Raw genomic sequence first — 17,732 nt, forward strand, 5'->3', positions numbered from 1 at the left:
CCTTTATTCGCTTTTACAAGCTTTTTCAAACCTTTTTTTTGATGTTTTCTTAACCCAATATTTAACTCGCTGAAAACGTGAATTTTGAAAGTAAAAGTTTTGTCCATTTCGTCACCCTCTCCAAAGGAGAGGGTGACGAAATGGACAAAAATGCGCGTTTCTTTAGTCTCAAACAGTGTTCAACTTACTTCCTTTACCGCTACAATCTTGTTCAATTCATCATTTACTCCCTATTTTTTGGTTCGTCTCTTCGTATCTTCTCCTATAAAAAGCTTGCCTTGCCTATTTTGTATGGAGAAATAACTGTTGAATCAATAAAATGACTTTATACTTTACCTTATATACGACATTGCTTTTCTAATTTCTCCTATATATAAGGTTATCGGATTTTGTGTTAGTGTGAATTCTTCTGCTTTTGATTAAACTGAATATCCTAATTATTCGAGGACCGCGTTAGGGATAGCAGTGGAAAGCCCGCAGCCCCGCCTTTTTTTTGGCGGGACGAGGACTTGTAGCGAATAGCCCGACTCATTATATAAAGAAAGGCGGTTATCTTTTTTGATAACCGCCTTTCTTTATATAATGAGGAACGCACAAAACAACATTCTAATCGAAACAAACTGCTTTGACTGGTGCAATTTTGTCTAATATTCCCATCTGCGGGTTTTATTCAACTCTTCCTGTTCTTTTATGATTTCAGCTGGTATTACTTTAAGGAATGAACAATGTTGTTCAATGGCATATTCAACTTTTTCTACAATTTCTTCGATAGAGTCATTATCATAGTCAATTTGTAAAGGTTCTTTAATAATGAAGGATTGAAGAATCCCTTTCTTTTTCATGCGAAATCCTTTTTTATCAAAAGAACGACGAAAACCATCAATCACTATAGGAACTACAATAGGACGATGTTGTTTAATGATATGGGCAGTTCCCTTGCGAACGGGCTTAAAAGATTTAGTGGTTCCTTGTGGAAATGTTATTACCCAACCATCTTTTAAGGCAATTTTTATATTTTCAGTATCGTCAGGGTTAATGTTTTTTTTCTCTAAAACATCTACACCTTTTGCTCTCCAAGTTCTCTCCACTGTAATCGCGCCTGCATAAGCCATAATTCGTGGTAACAATCCAGCCTGCATGGTTTCTTTGGCTGCGACATAATAGATATTCATTTTAGGTTGCCAGAGATAGCAGACATTTTTAATTGTGTCGTCCCTTCCGCTGAGACTTGCATTAAAAACATGAAACATAGCAACTACATCGGCAAAATAAGTTTGGTGATTGGATATAAAAAGAACATTGGTATCCGGTAAATTCCTTATAATTTCCGAACCTTCAATTTGGAGTTCGTTAAACCCTCGATATCTTCTATGTGTAATGGCTCCGAAAATTCGAATTAACCATTTCTTTATAAATAGTATGTGACCAAAAGGATTTCTCTTAAACAATCCCATAAAATTATGTGTTTTTATATTCAATTAGCAAACTTACGAAATTAATAATTGATTTTTATTTACAATACAACAGCCGGAATTACACATCAATTTGAATACTCCAAAACTTCCTTCAAGACTTCTTTCAATTCGCTAAGCATCATTGCTGTTGCTCCCCATACAATGTGATTATCAATTTTGAAAGCTGGAATGCTAATATTATCAGCGTAAGAAGTTGACAATTTAGTGTCCACCACAATTGCATCACTAAGAAAAACAGATAGCGGCAACTCAATAATATCCGATACCTCTGAAGGTTCTGGGATAAAAACTAGTTCTTCTTTACTGATTCCTAAAAAAGGATACACCATAAAATTGCTGGGCGGAATATATAATTCAGTGAAGGATTTCAAAACTTCAATTTTCTCAGGATGAATCCCAACTTCCTCATGTGTTTCTCGCAAGGCTGTAAAGGCGAAATCATCATCGTCGAGTTCGTATTTTCCTCCTGGAAAAGCAATTTGGGCTGAATGAACACCTTTATAGGAATTGCGCACAATCAAAACTAAATGTGTGTTTTCATTTTTTGGATAAAAAAGCATCATAACAGCAGCAATCCTTGGATCTTTATTACTAAAGTCGGTCTTTTTTAAACTTTCCACACGTTCTAATGGCGCCATTTTAACATGTGCCTCAAAGGCTGGAAGCTTGGCATCAATTAATTTGGGAACAAATTGTAAAAATTCTTGAAAATCCATAATCAAAGTCTATTTTTGCACACTGAAATTTAATATAAATATAGTCTAGAAAATACGGTTGCACAAATTTTCTACTATCAAAACACATTCCTAATGTACAGCAAAGAAGAAACCCAAAGATTAAAGCGTGAATTCTGGATTGCATTTGCAGAAAAACATCCACGCAAATGGTTACTGTACGATACTAAGATTAAAGATTTCTCCTTTAAATTTTATGTAGACAATAAGAAAGCTCAGGTCTTAATAGATATTGAACACCGCAGTTCTGAAAAACGCATTGCTTATTTTGAAAAAATCGAAGCATTAAAGAGTATTCTGGAAGATGAATTTGTCAAAGACTTAGTTTTTGAAAAAGAATATACACTGGAAAACGGTAAAACTATCAGCAGAATTTGGATTGAAAAATTAGGCGTTGGAGTAAGTAACAGAAAATATTGGGATGAAATTTTTGATTTTTACAATGAAAAAATGAATGCTTTGGAATTATTTTATTCGGAATACGATGATTTCATTAAGGATATCGAAACCCTTTAAATGCAAAAAACACAAAAAGGATAACTTGACCTTAATTACATATTGAAAATATTGTAAACGATTATTCGATTATCGTAATTGATATAGAGCTGTTTCCTGTTTTCTTGTTTTTTTCTAGTAATTATAGACACCGTACAATCGACTCCTTCATTGTCTTTACAAGTAAATGAATAAACAATATCAGTATCATTTTCCTCCGTGGGTTGATACTCTATAATTTCAAATAATTGAATGATTTGAGAATATACAACAATTCTATTCTTGCTCGTATCTAGCGTAACTAAGATATTGACCAAATTCAAATCAGACCATTTACCCAACTTTCCCTTTTCGTTTTTTTCTAAAACACTGAAACCTGAAGTTTTAAACTTATAATTCTGGCTATAAGAATGCTGAAACCCCAAGATTAAAAAAAGTAGAATTATATATTTTTTTTTCTTTATCATTGTTTAAAAATGAACGTTTATTACTTCTTGTTTTGCAGTTTCAAAATCGGCAATCATTTCCTGAACGATAGCTGCAGCTGGCTTTATCTCGTGAATAATACCGGCTATTTGACCGATTTCTAATTCCCCTTCAATTAAATCACCTTCGAACATGCCTCGTTTTGCTCTTGCTCTTCCTAATAACGTAACTAATTCTTCTTTTGTTGGACAGCTTTCATATAAATGTTGAACATCTTGATAAAACTTATTTTTAATCAACCGCACTGGGGCAAGTTCTTTTAAAGTTAGTTGCGTATCTCCTTCCTTAACATTTATGATTGTTTCCTTGAAATTATCATGAGCCGAAGATTCTACAGATGCGGCAAATCTACTTCCAACCTGAACGCCATCTGCACCCAGAACCATTACGGCTAACATTCCTCGACCTGTGGCAATACCTCCGGCGGCAATCAACGGAATTTTGATTTTTTCTTTTACCATAGGAATCAGCGTTAGCGTGGTTGTTTCTTCACGCCCATTGTGACCTCCAGCTTCAAATCCTTCAGCAACAATTGCATCAACACCTGCATCTTGCGCTTTTAGTGCAAATACCGAACTACTGACCACATGCACAACAGTTATGCCATTCTCTTTTAGATACGAAGTCCATGTTTTTGGATTTCCTGCTGATGTAAAAACAATTTTCACTCCTTCATCTACAATTATTTTCATAATTTCTTCAATGTTGGGATACAACATTGGAACATTAACCCCAAAAGGTTTTGAAGTAGCTTGTTTACATTTCTGAATATGCTCTCGCAAAACTTCAGGATACATGGAACCGGCTCCTATTAATCCTAAACCACCAGCGTTACTGACAGCACTTGCTAATTTATAACCGCTGTTCCAAATCATTCCACCTTGAATAATTGGATATTTAATTTTGAAAAGTTCCGTGATTTTGTTCATGATGAAGTGATGCTATTATTCTTTTATTATTTTTCCACTTTTAGAAAAACCAATGGATTCCATTTTATAAAAATACATTCCTTTATCCAAAGTCTTCAATGAAACGATTGAAGATTGTGATGTTACTTTTTGTTCTAGAATTTTCTGCCCTAAAATAGTATAGATAAAAACGGTTCCCATTTCAAATTTTGCCGGTAATGAAAAGGTAACAAAATCACTTGCCGGATTGGGATAAATTATGAAATCATCTTTCGAAAAAGAAGCTATATCCAATTGATTGCTTAGCGCCAAATTAAAATCAGGAATTCCATACCCGTATTGATTATTTGGAATAGAAAATTTATCAGATGATTGCAGGATTAAATTTCTAATTTCCTGATTTGTTTTCTCAGGAAAAGCCTGCCACAAACAAGCAACCATTCCTGCCATTATTGGACCTGAAAAAGAAGTTCCGTTTGCAGTAACAATATTCCCTGCTGCATCAGAAACTATTGCCGCTTGTCCTTGAGCCATTACTTCCGGTTTTATACGACCGTCAAATGATGGACCTACCGAACTAAAAGAAGATTTTGTTTCAGATGAATTTACAGCACCTACAGCAAGTACCGAAACGGCATCTGCCGGAACTGCAATATATGGATCAGATGTACCACCGGAATTACCAGCCGAAGTTACTAAAATCATTCCTCGGCTAAATGCAATTTCAGCGCCGCGAGACATAAATGCTGTGGCACCATTCATTTCACTATAAGTATGATTGTAAGCCTCATTATCAAAATCAAAATAACCTAAAGATGTATTGATAATATCGACCCCTAAACTATCTGCTTTTTCTGCGGCTTCTACCCAAAGTGACTCTTCAATAGGATTTTCTGAAGTATCATCTTCCGTTATAAATAAATAATAAGATGCGTCAGGCGCTGTTCCCACTAACGAATTTTCTTTATAACCTCCCATTGCGGAAAGCACAGAGGTTCCGTGTGACACTCCTCCATAAAATTCTGTATCTCTCAAAACATAATTGTATCCGCCTAAAATTTGTTTTTTTTCTCGCAATCGTTCAAAAGGTTGCGTAATATTCACTCCAGGAAAACCTGCATCCATAACGGCAATAATTTTTCCCGAACCGGTATAATTCTGCTCGTGTAAAACGTGACCATTAAGCATTTGGATTTGATTTGAAGAAGATCCGTAGGCGTAATCAATTTTAGTTTTCTTAAACTTATTCGATTTTCTAACTTTAGCAGATTTGGCTATTTTTCCCGTTTGATTTAATGATTTATCAGCAAAATCGACTTTGCTGACAAAAGAAAACAGTGCTAAAGAATTAATAGCTGCTTGTTCTCCTCGAACATGAATCGCATTCATCCATTTGGATTTTGCCATGACAGTAATTCCCGACGCTAATTTTATTTGATCAATATACGTTTCCTCTACAGGAATGTCTTTAAAATCTAAAGCAATATTTTGATTAGTTCTTCGGTCCAATGCTCTTTGAGAAAGCATCTCCAATGGTGAGTCGAAAAAAAACTGAGAATTGGGTTTCGCATTGAAATATATCCAAGCATCTTGTTGCGAAAAACCAGCAGTAGTAATGAATAGAAAAAGGAATAAATAGAATTTTCTCATAGGTACTTTATTTGTTAAACTATAAAGATTCTTACTGCCAATGGGATTGAATCATACTTATAGCTTTGGGTAATTGAATTTTATTTAAACCAAAAACTTTCTTAAATCATACTAAACTAAGAAATCACTCCTGAACCAACTAATTCATCTCCTATGTACCAAGCTGCAAATTGCCCTTCGGTAATTGCGGACTGTGGTTCATCAAAGGACACGTACATTTCGTTTTCAAACTGATATAAAGTGGCAGTTTGCAAGGGTTGTCTGTAGCGAATTCTTGCCATTACTTCCATCGTTTGTCCATTGGCCAAAGCCAAATCTTTACGAATCCAATGTACTTCTTCTTTTTCAATACGCAATGCTTTCTTGAATAATCCCGGATGCTGGCTGGTCAATCCGGTGTATATTGTATTCGTTTCCACATTAGTCGCTATAATAAATAACGGGTCCGTTGTTCCTCCTACATTCAATCCTTTTCGTTGTCCCGTAGTAAAATAATGCGCCCCTTGATGCTTCCCAACAACTTTTCCCATTTGTGGTGTGTACGGAATTTTTCTTGCTGCTTCTTTTAAGTTTTCTTCAATGCTCAAACTAATGTGGTTTTCAGAATTGTATATAGAATCGTTTTTATCAATTTGGATTATGATTCCGTCTTTCGGTTGCAATTTTTGTTGTAAAAATTCAGGCAAGCGTACTTTTCCAATAAAACACAAGCCTTGCGAATCTTTCTTTTCGGCTGTAATCAAATCCATCTGAGCGGCAATTTCACGCACTTCAGGTTTTGTTAATTCTCCAATAGGAAACAACGATTTAGATAATTGTTCTTGAGACAATTGACAAAGGAAATAAGACTGATCCTTATTCGTATCGGAACCGGCTTTCAATTGATAGACGGTTTCGCCATTTACTTGGATTTCACTTTTTTGGCAATAATGTCCGGTTGCCACGTAATCAGCACCCAGACTTACGGCGATTTTCATGAAAACATCAAATTTTATTTCACGATTGCACAATACATCGGGATTTGGAGTACGCCCTTTTTCATATTCATTGAACATGTAGTCGACGATTTTTTCCTGGTATTCTTCACTTAAATCAACCGTTTGAAAAGGTATCCCTAATTTTTCTGCTACCAACAAAGCATCATTACTGTCCTCAAGCCATGGACATTCGTTAGAAATGGTAACGGAATCATCGTGCCAATTCTTCATAAAAAGTCCTATAACTTCGTACCCTTGCTGTTGCAACAAATACGCTGCTACGCTTGAATCTACACCTCCTGAAAGTCCTACAACAACACGCTTCATCTGCAAAAAAATTTTATTTTATAAGGGTGCAAAGTTACAAAAGATTTGTAACAGTATTTGTTAACGATACCGTTAATTGTTTTTGCCTTTTGTAGCGTTTTCCGGAAAGCTCATATTCATTTCTTTGACTACTTTTCCTTTTTCAAAAAACTGCCAAATCCCTGATTTTTTTCCATTTAAAAATTGCCCTATAGAAACCACATTCCCATTAGAATCTCTAAAGATTGCTAAACCATTATACAAATCATTCTTGTAAGCTGACTCTTCTAGTACGATTCCATTCTCCGTATATTTTTTATAAAAGCCATTTTTCAAATTATTTTTATAATTAATTTCCTCGGCAATTTTACCGTTCAGATAAAATACAGTTCGCAATCCTTCTAACTTTCCTTTACTGTAGTTTTCCGTTGTCATAATATTTTTGGAAGCCAAATGGTAATATTTCCATTGCCCTTCAAATAACTTATTAACTACTTTGCCTTCGCTGACTTTATTGCTTTTTTGATCATAAAAAATGGTATACGCTGAATCGTCCTTTGCATTAAATTCCCTTGTAGCAATTATAGATTTAGCTTTGGTATCATCATAAAAGTTAAAAACTCCTATTTCTTTACCATGTTCAAAAGTTCCTTCATATCTGGGTCTTTTTGATTCTTCAAAAAAACCTTTCCAAATCCCATGCTTTTTTCCTTTTGTGTCTAATTTATTAAAATCGGTTTGCGATACTATATTTTGGCTGAAAAGCACTAAAGTCAAAAAGGCAAAAAAACTAATCTGATATTTTTTCATTGTTACTTTGTATAAAGGCATTATTATAAAACTGATAATGTGCACTTTTATTTCAGCAAATTTACGAAATTAATACAGTTGGTAATTAATCATTTATTTTAGAAAATTTCTAAATACAAAACATTTTTAAATTCTAATTATTAAGACAACACTAACACTTACTTAAGCAAACCGTTACTTTAAAAACAATTTTACAAAATGTTTAAGCTCAATTGATTTTATTTGAATAAAAAAATTAATATCAACACCCATAAAATCTATATACAACTGATAAATAGATAGTTGTAATATTTAAAATTTAATTAAGATACAAATTAAACAAACCTAAAAAAAATAATAAACTTTTACCTTGTTTATTATTTTTATTAAATTATTAAACAAAATGAAAAACCAATTTACTACTTTAGAGTAAACAAATAAACACAAACACCATGAAAAATGTATCAAAAATTAGGAATTTAGCAATGATTGCTTTGTTTGCAATCTTTACAGTATCGTGTGATGACGACGATAATAATGTAGTCGTTGACAACACCATCACAGGAAAAGCAACTGCCACTGCTAACTTAAGTATCTTGGTTCAGGCACTTGTCAAAGCTGATTTAGCAACTACTTTAAAAGGAGCTGGTCCCTACACTGTTTTTGCTCCAACGAATGACGCTTTCACCGCTTTCCTTGCCACAACGCCTTATGCCACAATAAATGATGTTCCGAAAGAGGCTTTGACACAAATTTTATTAAATCATGTTGTTACAGGCGCAGTGAAGTCTACTGATTTGACCACTGGATACATCAAAACTTTAGCAAAAGGTACTGCATCAACATCTAATAACTTGAGTATGTATGTCAACACAACTGCCGGCGTAAAGCTTAATGGTGTTGCCACAGTTACAACTGCTGACATCATGGCTTCTAATGGAGTAGTACATATCGTTGACAAAGTTATTGATCTTCCAACAATTGTAACTCATGCCGCGGCAAATTCCAATTTTAGTACTTTAGTTAGTGTACTGAATCGTTCGGGCCAACCCAATTTTATAACTGCATTATCTGCAACGGGTCCGTTTACTGTTTTTGCTCCTACAAATGCTGCCTTTACTGCTTTGAATACTGAATTAGCTCCAGGTGGAATTGCAGGAGTTTCAGCAGCAAACCTGACTAAAGTTCTACAATATCATGTGGTAAGTCCAGCTAATGTTTTAGCAGCAAGTTTAACAGAAGGACAAGTTGTAACTCCAATTTTGACACCAGCACAAACCTTTACAATTCAACTCACTGGTGGAGCGAAAATAAAAGATGCCAACAACAGGATTTCAAACATTATCATAACTGATGTACAATGTTCCAATGGTGTCATTCATGCCATTGATAAAGTATTATTGCCGATTCTGTAATTTTTAAAACAAAAAAAAAAGCTCTCAAAATTGAGAGCTTTTTTTTATATAAACTTAAGTTTTATTTACTCAAATACATTTTTCTTCTGGAGTACAATTCGTAGAATTGGTCGTCTTTCAAGTCATCAATAAACAAAATGCTTTCTCCTGTTGATTTCATTTCTGGTCCTAATGCTTTGTTCACATTGTGAAACTTGCTGAAAGAGAAAACCGGTTGCTTGATGGCAAATCCTTTCAATTGTGGGTTGAAGTCAAAATCGGTTACTTTATTATGACCTAACATTACTTTAGTCGCATAGTTCACATACGGTTCTCCGTATGCTTTGGCAATAAATGGAACCGTACGAGACGCTCTAGGATTCGCTTCAATGATGTAAACGATATCATCTTTTATCGCAAACTGAATATTGATTAAACCAACGGTTCTCAAAGCCAACGCAATATTTTTGGTATGGTCTTTTATTTGTTGCATCACAAATTCACCCAAGTTAAACGGTGGCAAAGTCGCGTTACTGTCTCCAGAGTGAACTCCACAAGGTTCGATGTGCTCCATAATTCCTATGATATACACATTTTCGCCATCGCAAATCGCATCGGCTTCTGCTTCGATAGCACCATCCAAATAATGGTCTAAAAGCAATTTATTTCCTGGAATCGTTTTCAATAAATTGATTACGTGTTCTTCCAGTTCTTGTTTGTTGATTACAATTTTCATTCCCTGACCACCCAACACATACGAAGGACGAATCAATAATGGGAAGTCCAAAACATCCGCTAAAGCAGAAGCTTCGTCAGCCGTTTCTGCAATTCCAAATTGTGGGAAAGGAATATTCAAGTCGGTTAACAATTCTGAGAAACGTCCTCTGTCTTCGGCTAAATCCAAAGCATCGAAGCTAGTTCCTATAATCTTAATACCGTATTTAGATAGTTTCTCCGCTAATTTCAAAGCCGTTTGACCACCTAATTGCACGATTACACCTTCTGGTTTCTCATGTTGGATAATATCGTAGATATGTTCCCAGAAAACCGGTTCGAAATACAATTTATCTGCTGTATCAAAATCAGTCGAAACCGTTTCTGGGTTACAGTTAATCATGATGGTTTCGTAGCCACATTCTTTGGCGGCAAGCACACCGTGAACGCAAGAATAATCAAACTCGATTCCTTGTCCAATTCTATTTGGGCCTGACCCAAGAACAATTATTTTCTTTTTATCAGTAACAATACTTTCGTTGTCCACGTAACGTGTACCGTCTGCTTTTTCAATTTCCGCTTCAAAAGTCGAATAGTAATAAGGTGTTTTTGCTTTGAATTCCGCCGCACAAGTATCCACTAGTTTGAATACACGATTGATATTCATCGTAGTACGCAACGTATGAACTTGACTTTCCAAGCAACCCATCATGTGCGCGATTTGTCTGTCGGCAAAACCTTTTTGTTTCGCTTCCAATAACAATTCTCTTGGCAAAGATTCTACTTTATAGTTAAAAATTTCTTTTTCTAACGTATACAGTTCTTCGTATTGTTTCAAGAACCACATATCGATTTTAGTGATTTCATGAATGCGGCTCAATGGAATTCCCATCGCGATAGCATCATAAATCACAAAAACACGATCCCAACTCGCAAAAGTCAGTTTCTCGATAATTTGTTCGTAGTTCGTGTATCCTTTTCCGTCAGCTCCCAAACCATTTCTTTTTATTTCCAATGATTGAGTCGCTTTATGCAAGGCTTCTTGGAACGAACGTCCAATTCCCATTACTTCACCAACGGATTTCATTTGAAGTCCCAAAGTTCTGTCAGCACCTTCAAATTTATCAAAGTTCCAACGTGGAATTTTCACAATCACATAATCCAAAGTTGGTTCGAACAAAGCTGAAGTCGATTTGGTAATTTGATTTTGCAATTCATCTAAGTTGTAACCCAAAGCCAGTTTGGAAGCAATTTTTGCAATAGGATAACCCGTTGCTTTTGATGCCAAAGCAGAAGAACGAGAAACACGAGGATTGATTTCAATTGCTACAATATCTTCTTTATCGTCAGGGGAAACGGCAAACTGCACGTTACAACCTCCGGCAAAGTTTCCGATACTTCTCATCATCAAAATAGCGTAATCACGCATTTTTTGGAAAGTCGTATCAGACAAAGTCATTGCTGGCGCAACCGTGATGGAATCTCCGGTATGAATTCCCATTGGATCCATATTTTCGATTGAACAGATAATAACAACATTGTCGTTTTTATCTCTCAAAAGTTCCAATTCGTATTCTTTCCAACCCATTAAAGCCTTATCAATTAAGACTTCGTGAATTGGTGATGCTTCTAAACCTCTGGTTAAAAGTTCGTCAAAATCTTCTTTTTTATAAACAATCGCTGCTCCGGTTCCACCTAAAGTAAACGAAGGACGGATTACTAACGGGAAACCAAATTCCTGGGCAATTTCTTTTCCTCTAAGATAAGAAGTACATATTTCAGCAGGAGCAGATGGTACTCCAATTTTTTTAAGAAGGTTTTTAAACTGCTCTCTGTCTTCGGTAATATTAATGGCGTTTACATCAACCCCGATTAATTTCACTCCAAAATCAGCCCAAATCCCTTTTTCATCGGCTTCCAGACACAAGTTCAAAGCGGTTTGTCCTCCCATAGTAGGCAAAACAGCATCAATTTGAGGATGCGCTTTAAGGATTTCAATAATTGATTTAGTTGTTAGTGGTTTCAAATAGATATGATCGGCCATAGAAGGATCCGTCATGATTGTTGCCGGATTGGAGTTGATCAAAATAACTTCAATTCCTTCTTCACGAATAGAACGGGCAGATTGTGATCCTGCATAATCAAATTCGCACGCTTGACCAATAACAATAGGACCTGACCCTATTATTAAAACTGATTTTATAGATGTATCTTTTGGCATTGTATGGTAGTATTGTGTTGTGTAGTTGTTATTATCAAAAGATTAAAGTTACTGAACTCAAACCTTTTACCTGTAAATCTTTAACTTTTTTTAACGAATAGGTATAAAAAAAGGCGATACTAAAAAAAGTAACGCCTTATTTATGTTTATAGAAACATTATTTTTTGTGTCTTGGTTCGCAAGAAACAGTCAATTTATGTCTTCCTTTAGCTCTTCTACGCGCTAGAACTTTTCTTCCATTAGCAGAAGCCATTCTGTCCATAAATCCGTGCTTATTTCTTCTTTTTCTTTTCGATGGTTGAAACGTTCTTTTGCTCATTGCTTTGTATCTTTAAAATCTTATTTATATGTCTTCCTATTTTCGAATAACTGTTATTCTAAAACCGAGTGCAAATATACAAAGACTTTTTTTTCTCACAAGTAGTTTTGTAAAAATATTTTCAATTCATTTTACTATATTTGTGATCTTAAAATAAACCCACTATGTTTCACAGAAATATTAAACTTATTATCGCCGGACTTATTATCGCTACTGGCATTTGGCAATTTACAGAAAGTAATATCGGTAACGGAATCTTCCTTCTAATATTGAGCGCAATTCCTATTTTCCTTTACTTCAAAAATGAATTTATCTTATTAGCTTTCTTAAAACTTAGAAAACAAGATTTTGAAGGAGCTAAAAAATGGTTGGCTTACATCAAAAATCCAGAAACGGCTTTGGTACAAAAACAACAAGGATACTTTAATTACCTACACGGAATCATGCTTTCCCAAACGAATATCAATCAAGCTGAGAAATATTTTAAGAAAGCAATCGAACTTGGATTATCAATGGACATGGATTTGGCTGTAGCCAAATTAAACTTAGCTGGAGTTGCTATGACACGTCGTCGTAAACTTGAAGCCACTTCGCTATTGAATGAGGCTAAAAAATTGGACAAACAAAACATGCTGAAAGATCAGATTGTCATGATGAAAGAGCAAATGAAGAAAATATAGTTTTTTTATACTTATCGAAAAAGGGTCAAATGATACACATTTGCTCCTTTTTTTGTACTTATAAGTCAAACTTAAATCTTTCTTTAAATGCCTTATATGGTTCAAAAAATCAGTTAATATCCTTTCAAAGGAATTTCGATTTGATATTTTTTACCAGTTTCATTTATCAATTTCGTTTCTCTAAGCCAAGGATTATGAATCTTCAAAATTTTATAATTGATTCCTTGTCCTTTTGCAAACTCTGCCAAATCAGTAATTGAACTGTCAACTTCTATTTTACGGGTGGGCAAAGCTCCATATAAATCTTCTGCAGCAATACTGAAACCATATTTTGCGGGATTTTCCATAATTTCTTTCAATGCTAAAATCCTAAAAACATAACGGGACGTTTCTTCGGTAAGCAATAAATCATAATAGTTGGACACTTTCTGAATTCCAATTTGTTTATTTACGCCAGACATTCCACCGTTGTAGGATGCTGCCGCCAAAGTCCAACTTCCAAATTTTCCTTTGGCACTCAAAAAATAACTACAGGCTGCTTCCGTAGATTTTTCAAGATCATAACGTTGATCTACATTTTCAGTTACTTCCATTCCGCGTTCCTTAGCTGTTTCCGGCATAAATTGCCATACTCCTCTTGCTCCTGCAGGAGAAACTACATTCACCAATCCGCTTTCTATAACAGCTAAATATTTAAAATCATCTGGAATGCCATTCTTTTTCAAAATAGGTTCAATCACTGGAAATGCACGATTCGCTCTTTTTATAGCCAAAATAGTAGAAGCATGTAAATTCACATTTACTAGTAATTCCCTATCAAAGCGTTCCTTAACATCCGATATTTTCAACGGAGTTTCTTCGCCTGCAAAATCCAGTTTTACGGGAAAACTATAACTGATTTCTGCTTTTACATCTTTCCCTTTTGCGTCATTTGTTGTTGCAAAAATGAATATTCCACTTGCAAAAATTACGGTTACCAGTAGTATTATTTTATTAATAGGTTTCATCTTTTCCTTTTTTATCGCTTTTGCTTCGTTACAAAAGCGTCTTTGATTGTTTTTTAACTCCCAATATAATGGAAGGCAAATTTTCATTCAACCACTTGTATTTATTCAAAATCATAATATGTGTTCCGCCTTTTACAATAATACAATTCTTGATATATTTTATTGGAAAAACATCATCCGCATCACCATGAATATGAATTACATTTTCATCAATAACCGCTCTATCCCATAAGATCACTTGTTCCACAGCCCAATTCAAATACCGAATATCCCTAACAGAAAGAAATTTTTCATATAACTTAAGGCGCTGATTTACTTTTTCTCCAAAAGAAAATTTAGCCAGACTTTCGATATTTGCAAATAAACTCATAGGAATCAGTTTATACGCTTTGGTTGTCTTAGCGATTTTCAATCTTCGGGGAAATTCAGAATTACATCGCACACTCGAAATAATAATGACTTTGCGCGCCTCTACATATTTCGCCATTTCCTGAACTAAAATCCCTCCAAAAGAAACACCAATCAAAACCGGATTTTTATGAATTACTTTTGCACTAATTCTCTTGGCATAATCCGTCAAAGATTCGTGATCCAGCGGAATCTCCCATTCTAATAAATGGATTTCAAATTTGTCTTCGGGAAGTACGATTCGCTCAAAAATGGCAGCACTTGACGCCAAACCTGGCATTAAATAAACTGGGATTTTACTCATAATTGTTTTAACGATTTTATAACAAAATTCCGAATTTTTATGGCGAATTTTGTATAAAATTAATTTTTTTATTGGAATTCGTCCAACAATACATCTTATATTATCAATAATTTATGAATACACAACTATTTACATCAAATACAAGAGGCACGGCAGATTTTGGTTGGCTTAAAGCCAATTTCTCCTTTTCTTTTGGAAATTATTTCAATCCGGAGCGTTTACAATTTGGAATGTTACGCGTTTTAAACGACGACACTATTGCAGGTGGATCAGGCTTTGGCACGCACGGACATGCCAACATGGAAATTATTACCATTCCGCTCGAAGGTGGTTTAAAACACCGGGACAGTATGGGAAATGAAGGCGTAATTGGTTTTGGCGAAGTCCAAGTGACGAGTGCCGGATCCGGAGTAGAACATTCTGAAATGAATGCGAGTCAGAAAGAAGAGGCAAAAACGTTACAACTATGGGTTTTTCCTGACACAGAGAACGTCACACCAAGATACGACCAGAAATCGTTTGATATTGAAAATCAAATCAATACCTTTGTAAATATTGTTTCGCCAAATGATCAAAATGATGGCAATGCACTTTGGGTTTACCAGAAAACCTTTTTCCATTTAGGAATATTCGACAGCAATACCAGCGCTACTTATAAAGTACGAATTCCTAAAAATGGTGTTTATTTATTTTTAATTGAAGGCGAAATAGAAGTTAACAACCAAGTTTTGAAGGCAAGAGATGCCATGGGAATTACAGATTTTGATGCATTTGATATCAAGATCAATACCAAATCAAAAATACTTTTGGTAGAGGTACCAATGAATTAGAGTTAATTATTATGGATGCAGCAAGCACTATGGAAATCAAAGACAACACTTTTTCTAGACAATTTGAAACTATAGTAGATGAGGGATTAGTTTCTGTTGAATATTCTTTTCAGGAGAAGAAAATATTTTTAACAAAAATAAATGTTCCTGAATCTTTTGAAGATGAAGAATTTATTTCAAATTTCCTGAAAAACATTATGGAGATTGCCATTGAAAGAAAATTCAAAGTGGTTCCTATTCTTCCAAAAATAGTGGTGTTTTTCAAAAAAAATCCTGTTTACAAGGAGTTACTTCCTCCGGGAATTAGACTGTAACAAAAAAATCGGCTGTATTTTAGGATACAGCCGATTTTGATTTATAACGAGTTTAAGAATTTTATTTCTCTATTTCTCTCATGCTATCCATTTTCTTATTGGCCAAGAAACCGGTAATATCTTCAAAATGTTCCACCACTCTTTTGTTTCCAAATTCAAAAACTTTAGTCGCTAATCCGTCTAAGAAATCTCTATCGTGTGAAACCAAGATTAAAGTTCCGTCAAAATCTCGCAAAGCATCTTTGATAATATCTTTGGTTTTCATATCCAAGTGATTCGAAGGTTCATCCAGAATCAATAAATTCACGGGTTCCAACAATAATTTTATCATTGCCAAACGTGTTTTTTCCCCACCCGAAAGCACTTTCACTTTTTTTGTCACATCATCACCCTGAAACATGAAAGCACCAAGAATATCTTTGATTTTAGTTCTTACATCGCCCACAGCAATATCATCTATAGTTTCAAAAATAGTGGCATTTTCATCTAATAATGAAGCTTGATTTTGGGCAAAATAACCAATTTGTGCATTATGACCAATCTCTAAACTACCACCATTAATTTCAATTTCTTTCATAATGGCTTTAATCATCGTCGATTTTCCTTCCCCATTTTTACCAACGAAAGCCACTTTTTCGCCTCTTTCTATAACCATATTTGCATTTGAAAAAACCACATGATCACCATACGATTTCGACAAATCTTTAACAATCACTGGATATTGTCCAGAACGTGCAGCAGGCGGAAATTTTAATTTCAATGCCGAAGTATCCACTTCATCCACCTGAACAATAACCAATTTCTCTAACATTTTAACGCGCGATTGAACGGCATCCGTTTTAGAAAAAGTTCCTTTAAAACGGTCGATAAAAGTCCTGTTATCCGCAATCATACGTTGCTGCTCGTCATACGCTTTTTGCTGATGCACACGTCTGTCTTTTCTAAGTTCCAAATAGTGCGAATATTTGGCTTTATAATCATAAATACGTCCCATTGTAACTTCGATGGTACGATTTGTAATGTTATCTACAAAAGCCCTGTCGTGAGAAATTACCACCACGGCTTTAGCTGAATTAATCAAGAAATCCTCTAACCATTGAATACTTTCGATATCCATGTGGTTGGTAGGCTCATCCAGCAAAATTAAGTCTGGTTTTTGTAAAAGGATTTTTGCCAGTTCGATTCTCATTCTCCATCCGCCAGAAAATTCAGTAGTTTGACGATTAAAATCTTCGCGGACAAATCCCAAACCAATTAAAATTTTCTCTACTTCGGCTTCGTAATTTACTTCTTCAATCGCATAGAATTTTTCGCTTAAATCAGAAACTCTTTCGATTAATTTCATGTACGCATCACTTTCATAATCAGTACGAATCGTCAATTGTTCATTGATTTCATCAATCTCCGCTTTCATTTGGAAAATCTCCCCAAAAGCTTTCGAAGTTTCCTCCATTACTGTCGCACCATCTGTAGTCAATAAATGCTGAGGCAAATAGGCCACAACTGCATCTTTTGGCGCAGAAATATTCCCTGTTGAAGGTTTGCTTTGACCTGCAATAATTTTAAGCAGCGTCGATTTTCCTGCTCCATTTTTACCCATAAGGGCAATTTTATCATTTTCATTTATAGCAAAAGAAACATCACTAAAAAGTGTCGTACCACCAAATTGTACGGAAATATCGTTAACTGTAATCATTTAGATTATAAGATTTTTAGATAAT

General features: G+C 34.8%; 17 protein-coding genes. 5 read left to right on the forward strand and 12 right to left on the reverse strand.

What is annotated here, in order from left to right; genetic code table 11:
* Positions 1–644: 644 nt before the first annotated feature.
* Positions 645–1,454 (reverse strand): lysophospholipid acyltransferase family protein, encoded by an 810-nt coding sequence (locus IWX80_RS09860; protein ID WP_196853297.1) that lies wholly within the window; start codon positions 1,452–1,454, stop codon positions 645–647.
* An 86-nt stretch (positions 1,455–1,540) separates the two neighbouring features.
* Positions 1,541–2,191 carry an NUDIX hydrolase gene (locus IWX80_RS09865; protein WP_196853298.1) on the reverse strand — a complete coding sequence of 217 codons (651 nt, stop codon included), beginning with the start codon at positions 2,189–2,191 and terminating at the stop codon, positions 1,541–1,543.
* 93 nt (positions 2,192–2,284) lie between these two features.
* On the opposite strand from IWX80_RS09865, the gene IWX80_RS09870 reads away from it, so the two are divergent.
* Positions 2,285–2,725: a DUF4268 domain-containing protein gene (locus tag IWX80_RS09870; RefSeq protein ID WP_196853299.1), complete on the forward strand. Its 441-nt coding sequence runs from the start codon at positions 2,285–2,287 to the stop codon at positions 2,723–2,725.
* A gap of 35 nt (positions 2,726–2,760) precedes the next feature.
* Here the strand turns inward: IWX80_RS09870 and IWX80_RS09875 are convergent, their stop codons facing one another.
* The 5 genes from IWX80_RS09875 to IWX80_RS09895 form a co-directional block, all read right to left on the reverse strand.
* Positions 2,761–3,171 carry a hypothetical protein gene (locus IWX80_RS09875; protein ID WP_196853300.1) on the reverse strand — a complete coding sequence of 137 codons (411 nt, stop codon included), beginning with the start codon at positions 3,169–3,171 and terminating at the stop codon, positions 2,761–2,763.
* 3 nt (positions 3,172–3,174) lie between these two features.
* Entirely contained in the window at positions 3,175–4,119 is a 945-nt protein-coding gene (locus tag IWX80_RS09880; protein ID WP_196853301.1) for an NAD(P)H-dependent flavin oxidoreductase, read from the reverse strand.
* Positions 4,120–4,134: 15 nt separating this feature from the next.
* On the reverse strand, positions 4,135–5,748 hold the full coding sequence (locus IWX80_RS09885) for a S8 family serine peptidase (RefSeq protein WP_196853302.1): 1,614 nt from the start codon (positions 5,746–5,748) through the stop codon (positions 4,135–4,137).
* A gap of 116 nt (positions 5,749–5,864) precedes the next feature.
* Positions 5,865–7,052: a tRNA 2-thiouridine(34) synthase MnmA gene (gene mnmA, locus IWX80_RS09890; RefSeq protein ID WP_196853303.1), complete on the reverse strand. Its 1,188-nt coding sequence runs from the start codon at positions 7,050–7,052 to the stop codon at positions 5,865–5,867.
* 72 nt (positions 7,053–7,124) lie between these two features.
* Positions 7,125–7,841 carry a toxin-antitoxin system YwqK family antitoxin gene (locus IWX80_RS09895; protein ID WP_196853304.1) on the reverse strand — a complete coding sequence of 239 codons (717 nt, stop codon included), beginning with the start codon at positions 7,839–7,841 and terminating at the stop codon, positions 7,125–7,127.
* A 431-nt stretch (positions 7,842–8,272) separates the two neighbouring features.
* Here IWX80_RS09895 and IWX80_RS09900 point away from each other — a divergent pair, with 431 nt between their 5' ends.
* Positions 8,273–9,235, forward strand: a complete 963-nt coding sequence (locus tag IWX80_RS09900; protein WP_196853305.1) for a fasciclin domain-containing protein — start codon at positions 8,273–8,275, stop codon at positions 9,233–9,235.
* 61 nt (positions 9,236–9,296) lie between these two features.
* Here the strand turns inward: IWX80_RS09900 and carB are convergent, their stop codons facing one another.
* Complete coding sequence (gene carB, locus IWX80_RS09905; protein WP_196853306.1) at positions 9,297–12,149, reverse strand: carbamoyl-phosphate synthase large subunit; 2,853 nt, start codon at positions 12,147–12,149, stop codon at positions 9,297–9,299.
* Between the two features lie 157 nt (positions 12,150–12,306).
* Positions 12,307–12,468 (reverse strand): 50S ribosomal protein L34, encoded by a 162-nt coding sequence (rpmH, locus tag IWX80_RS09910; protein WP_007136275.1) that lies wholly within the window; start codon positions 12,466–12,468, stop codon positions 12,307–12,309.
* Positions 12,469–12,632: 164 nt separating this feature from the next.
* Between rpmH and IWX80_RS09915 the strand changes: the two genes are divergently transcribed.
* Positions 12,633–13,148: a DUF2892 domain-containing protein gene (locus tag IWX80_RS09915; protein WP_113666333.1), complete on the forward strand. Its 516-nt coding sequence runs from the start codon at positions 12,633–12,635 to the stop codon at positions 13,146–13,148.
* Between the two features lie 113 nt (positions 13,149–13,261).
* Here IWX80_RS09915 and IWX80_RS09920 read toward each other — a convergent pair whose 3' ends face one another.
* Together IWX80_RS09920 and IWX80_RS09925 are read right to left on the reverse strand one after the other, a co-directional pair.
* A complete protein-coding gene (locus tag IWX80_RS09920; RefSeq protein ID WP_196853307.1) occupies positions 13,262–14,155 on the reverse strand; it encodes a lytic transglycosylase domain-containing protein in 894 nt (297 codons plus the stop codon).
* 28 nt (positions 14,156–14,183) lie between these two features.
* The gene (locus IWX80_RS09925; protein ID WP_196853308.1) at positions 14,184–14,867 is read right to left on the reverse strand and encodes an alpha/beta hydrolase; all 684 of its coding nucleotides are present in this window, start codon (positions 14,865–14,867) and stop codon (positions 14,184–14,186) included.
* Between the two features lie 113 nt (positions 14,868–14,980).
* Between IWX80_RS09925 and IWX80_RS09930 the strand changes: the two genes are divergently transcribed.
* The gene (locus IWX80_RS09930) at positions 14,981–15,697 is read left to right on the forward strand and encodes a pirin family protein (RefSeq protein ID WP_196853309.1); all 717 of its coding nucleotides are present in this window, start codon (positions 14,981–14,983) and stop codon (positions 15,695–15,697) included.
* 29 nt (positions 15,698–15,726) lie between these two features.
* A complete protein-coding gene (locus tag IWX80_RS09935; protein WP_113637937.1) occupies positions 15,727–16,011 on the forward strand; it encodes a GNAT family N-acetyltransferase in 285 nt (94 codons plus the stop codon).
* A gap of 61 nt (positions 16,012–16,072) precedes the next feature.
* Here IWX80_RS09935 and IWX80_RS09940 read toward each other — a convergent pair whose 3' ends face one another.
* Positions 16,073–17,707 (reverse strand): ABC-F family ATP-binding cassette domain-containing protein, encoded by a 1,635-nt coding sequence (locus IWX80_RS09940; RefSeq protein WP_196853310.1) that lies wholly within the window; start codon positions 17,705–17,707, stop codon positions 16,073–16,075.
* Between the last annotated feature and the right edge of the window lie 25 nt (positions 17,708–17,732).

The sequence above is a fragment of the Flavobacterium sp. CAN_S2 genome, assembly GCF_015752255.1.
In the GTDB taxonomy this organism is placed as follows: domain Bacteria; phylum Bacteroidota; class Bacteroidia; order Flavobacteriales; family Flavobacteriaceae; genus Flavobacterium.

Bases quoted from the DNA above. Each gene is read 5' to 3' on its own strand.
- carB (WP_196853306.1), bottom strand. From the start codon at position 12,149: ATGCCAAAAGATACATCTATAAAATCAGTTTTAATAATAGGGTCAGGT.
- IWX80_RS09930 (WP_196853309.1), top strand. From the start codon at position 14,981: ATGAATACACAACTATTTACATCAAATACAAGAGGCACGGCAGATTTT.
- IWX80_RS09915 (WP_113666333.1), top strand. From the start codon at position 12,633: ATGTTTCACAGAAATATTAAACTTATTATCGCCGGACTTATTATCGCT.
- IWX80_RS09900 (WP_196853305.1), top strand. From the start codon at position 8,273: ATGAAAAATGTATCAAAAATTAGGAATTTAGCAATGATTGCTTTGTTT.
- IWX80_RS09920 (WP_196853307.1), bottom strand. From the start codon at position 14,155: ATGAAACCTATTAATAAAATAATACTACTGGTAACCGTAATTTTTGCA.
- IWX80_RS09925 (WP_196853308.1), bottom strand. From the start codon at position 14,867: ATGAGTAAAATCCCAGTTTATTTAATGCCAGGTTTGGCGTCAAGTGCT.
- IWX80_RS09940 (WP_196853310.1), bottom strand. From the start codon at position 17,707: ATGATTACAGTTAACGATATTTCCGTACAATTTGGTGGTACGACACTT.
- rpmH (WP_007136275.1), bottom strand. From the start codon at position 12,468: ATGAGCAAAAGAACGTTTCAACCATCGAAAAGAAAAAGAAGAAATAAG.
- IWX80_RS09860 (WP_196853297.1), bottom strand. From the start codon at position 1,454: ATGGGATTGTTTAAGAGAAATCCTTTTGGTCACATACTATTTATAAAG.
- IWX80_RS09870 (WP_196853299.1), top strand. From the start codon at position 2,285: ATGTACAGCAAAGAAGAAACCCAAAGATTAAAGCGTGAATTCTGGATT.
- IWX80_RS09880 (WP_196853301.1), bottom strand. From the start codon at position 4,119: ATGAACAAAATCACGGAACTTTTCAAAATTAAATATCCAATTATTCAA.
- IWX80_RS09935 (WP_113637937.1), top strand. From the start codon at position 15,727: ATGGAAATCAAAGACAACACTTTTTCTAGACAATTTGAAACTATAGTA.
- mnmA (WP_196853303.1), bottom strand. From the start codon at position 7,052: ATGAAGCGTGTTGTTGTAGGACTTTCAGGAGGTGTAGATTCAAGCGTA.
- IWX80_RS09885 (WP_196853302.1), bottom strand. From the start codon at position 5,748: ATGAGAAAATTCTATTTATTCCTTTTTCTATTCATTACTACTGCTGGT.
- IWX80_RS09875 (WP_196853300.1), bottom strand. From the start codon at position 3,171: ATGATAAAGAAAAAAAAATATATAATTCTACTTTTTTTAATCTTGGGG.
- IWX80_RS09895 (WP_196853304.1), bottom strand. From the start codon at position 7,841: ATGAAAAAATATCAGATTAGTTTTTTTGCCTTTTTGACTTTAGTGCTT.
- IWX80_RS09865 (WP_196853298.1), bottom strand. From the start codon at position 2,191: ATGGATTTTCAAGAATTTTTACAATTTGTTCCCAAATTAATTGATGCC.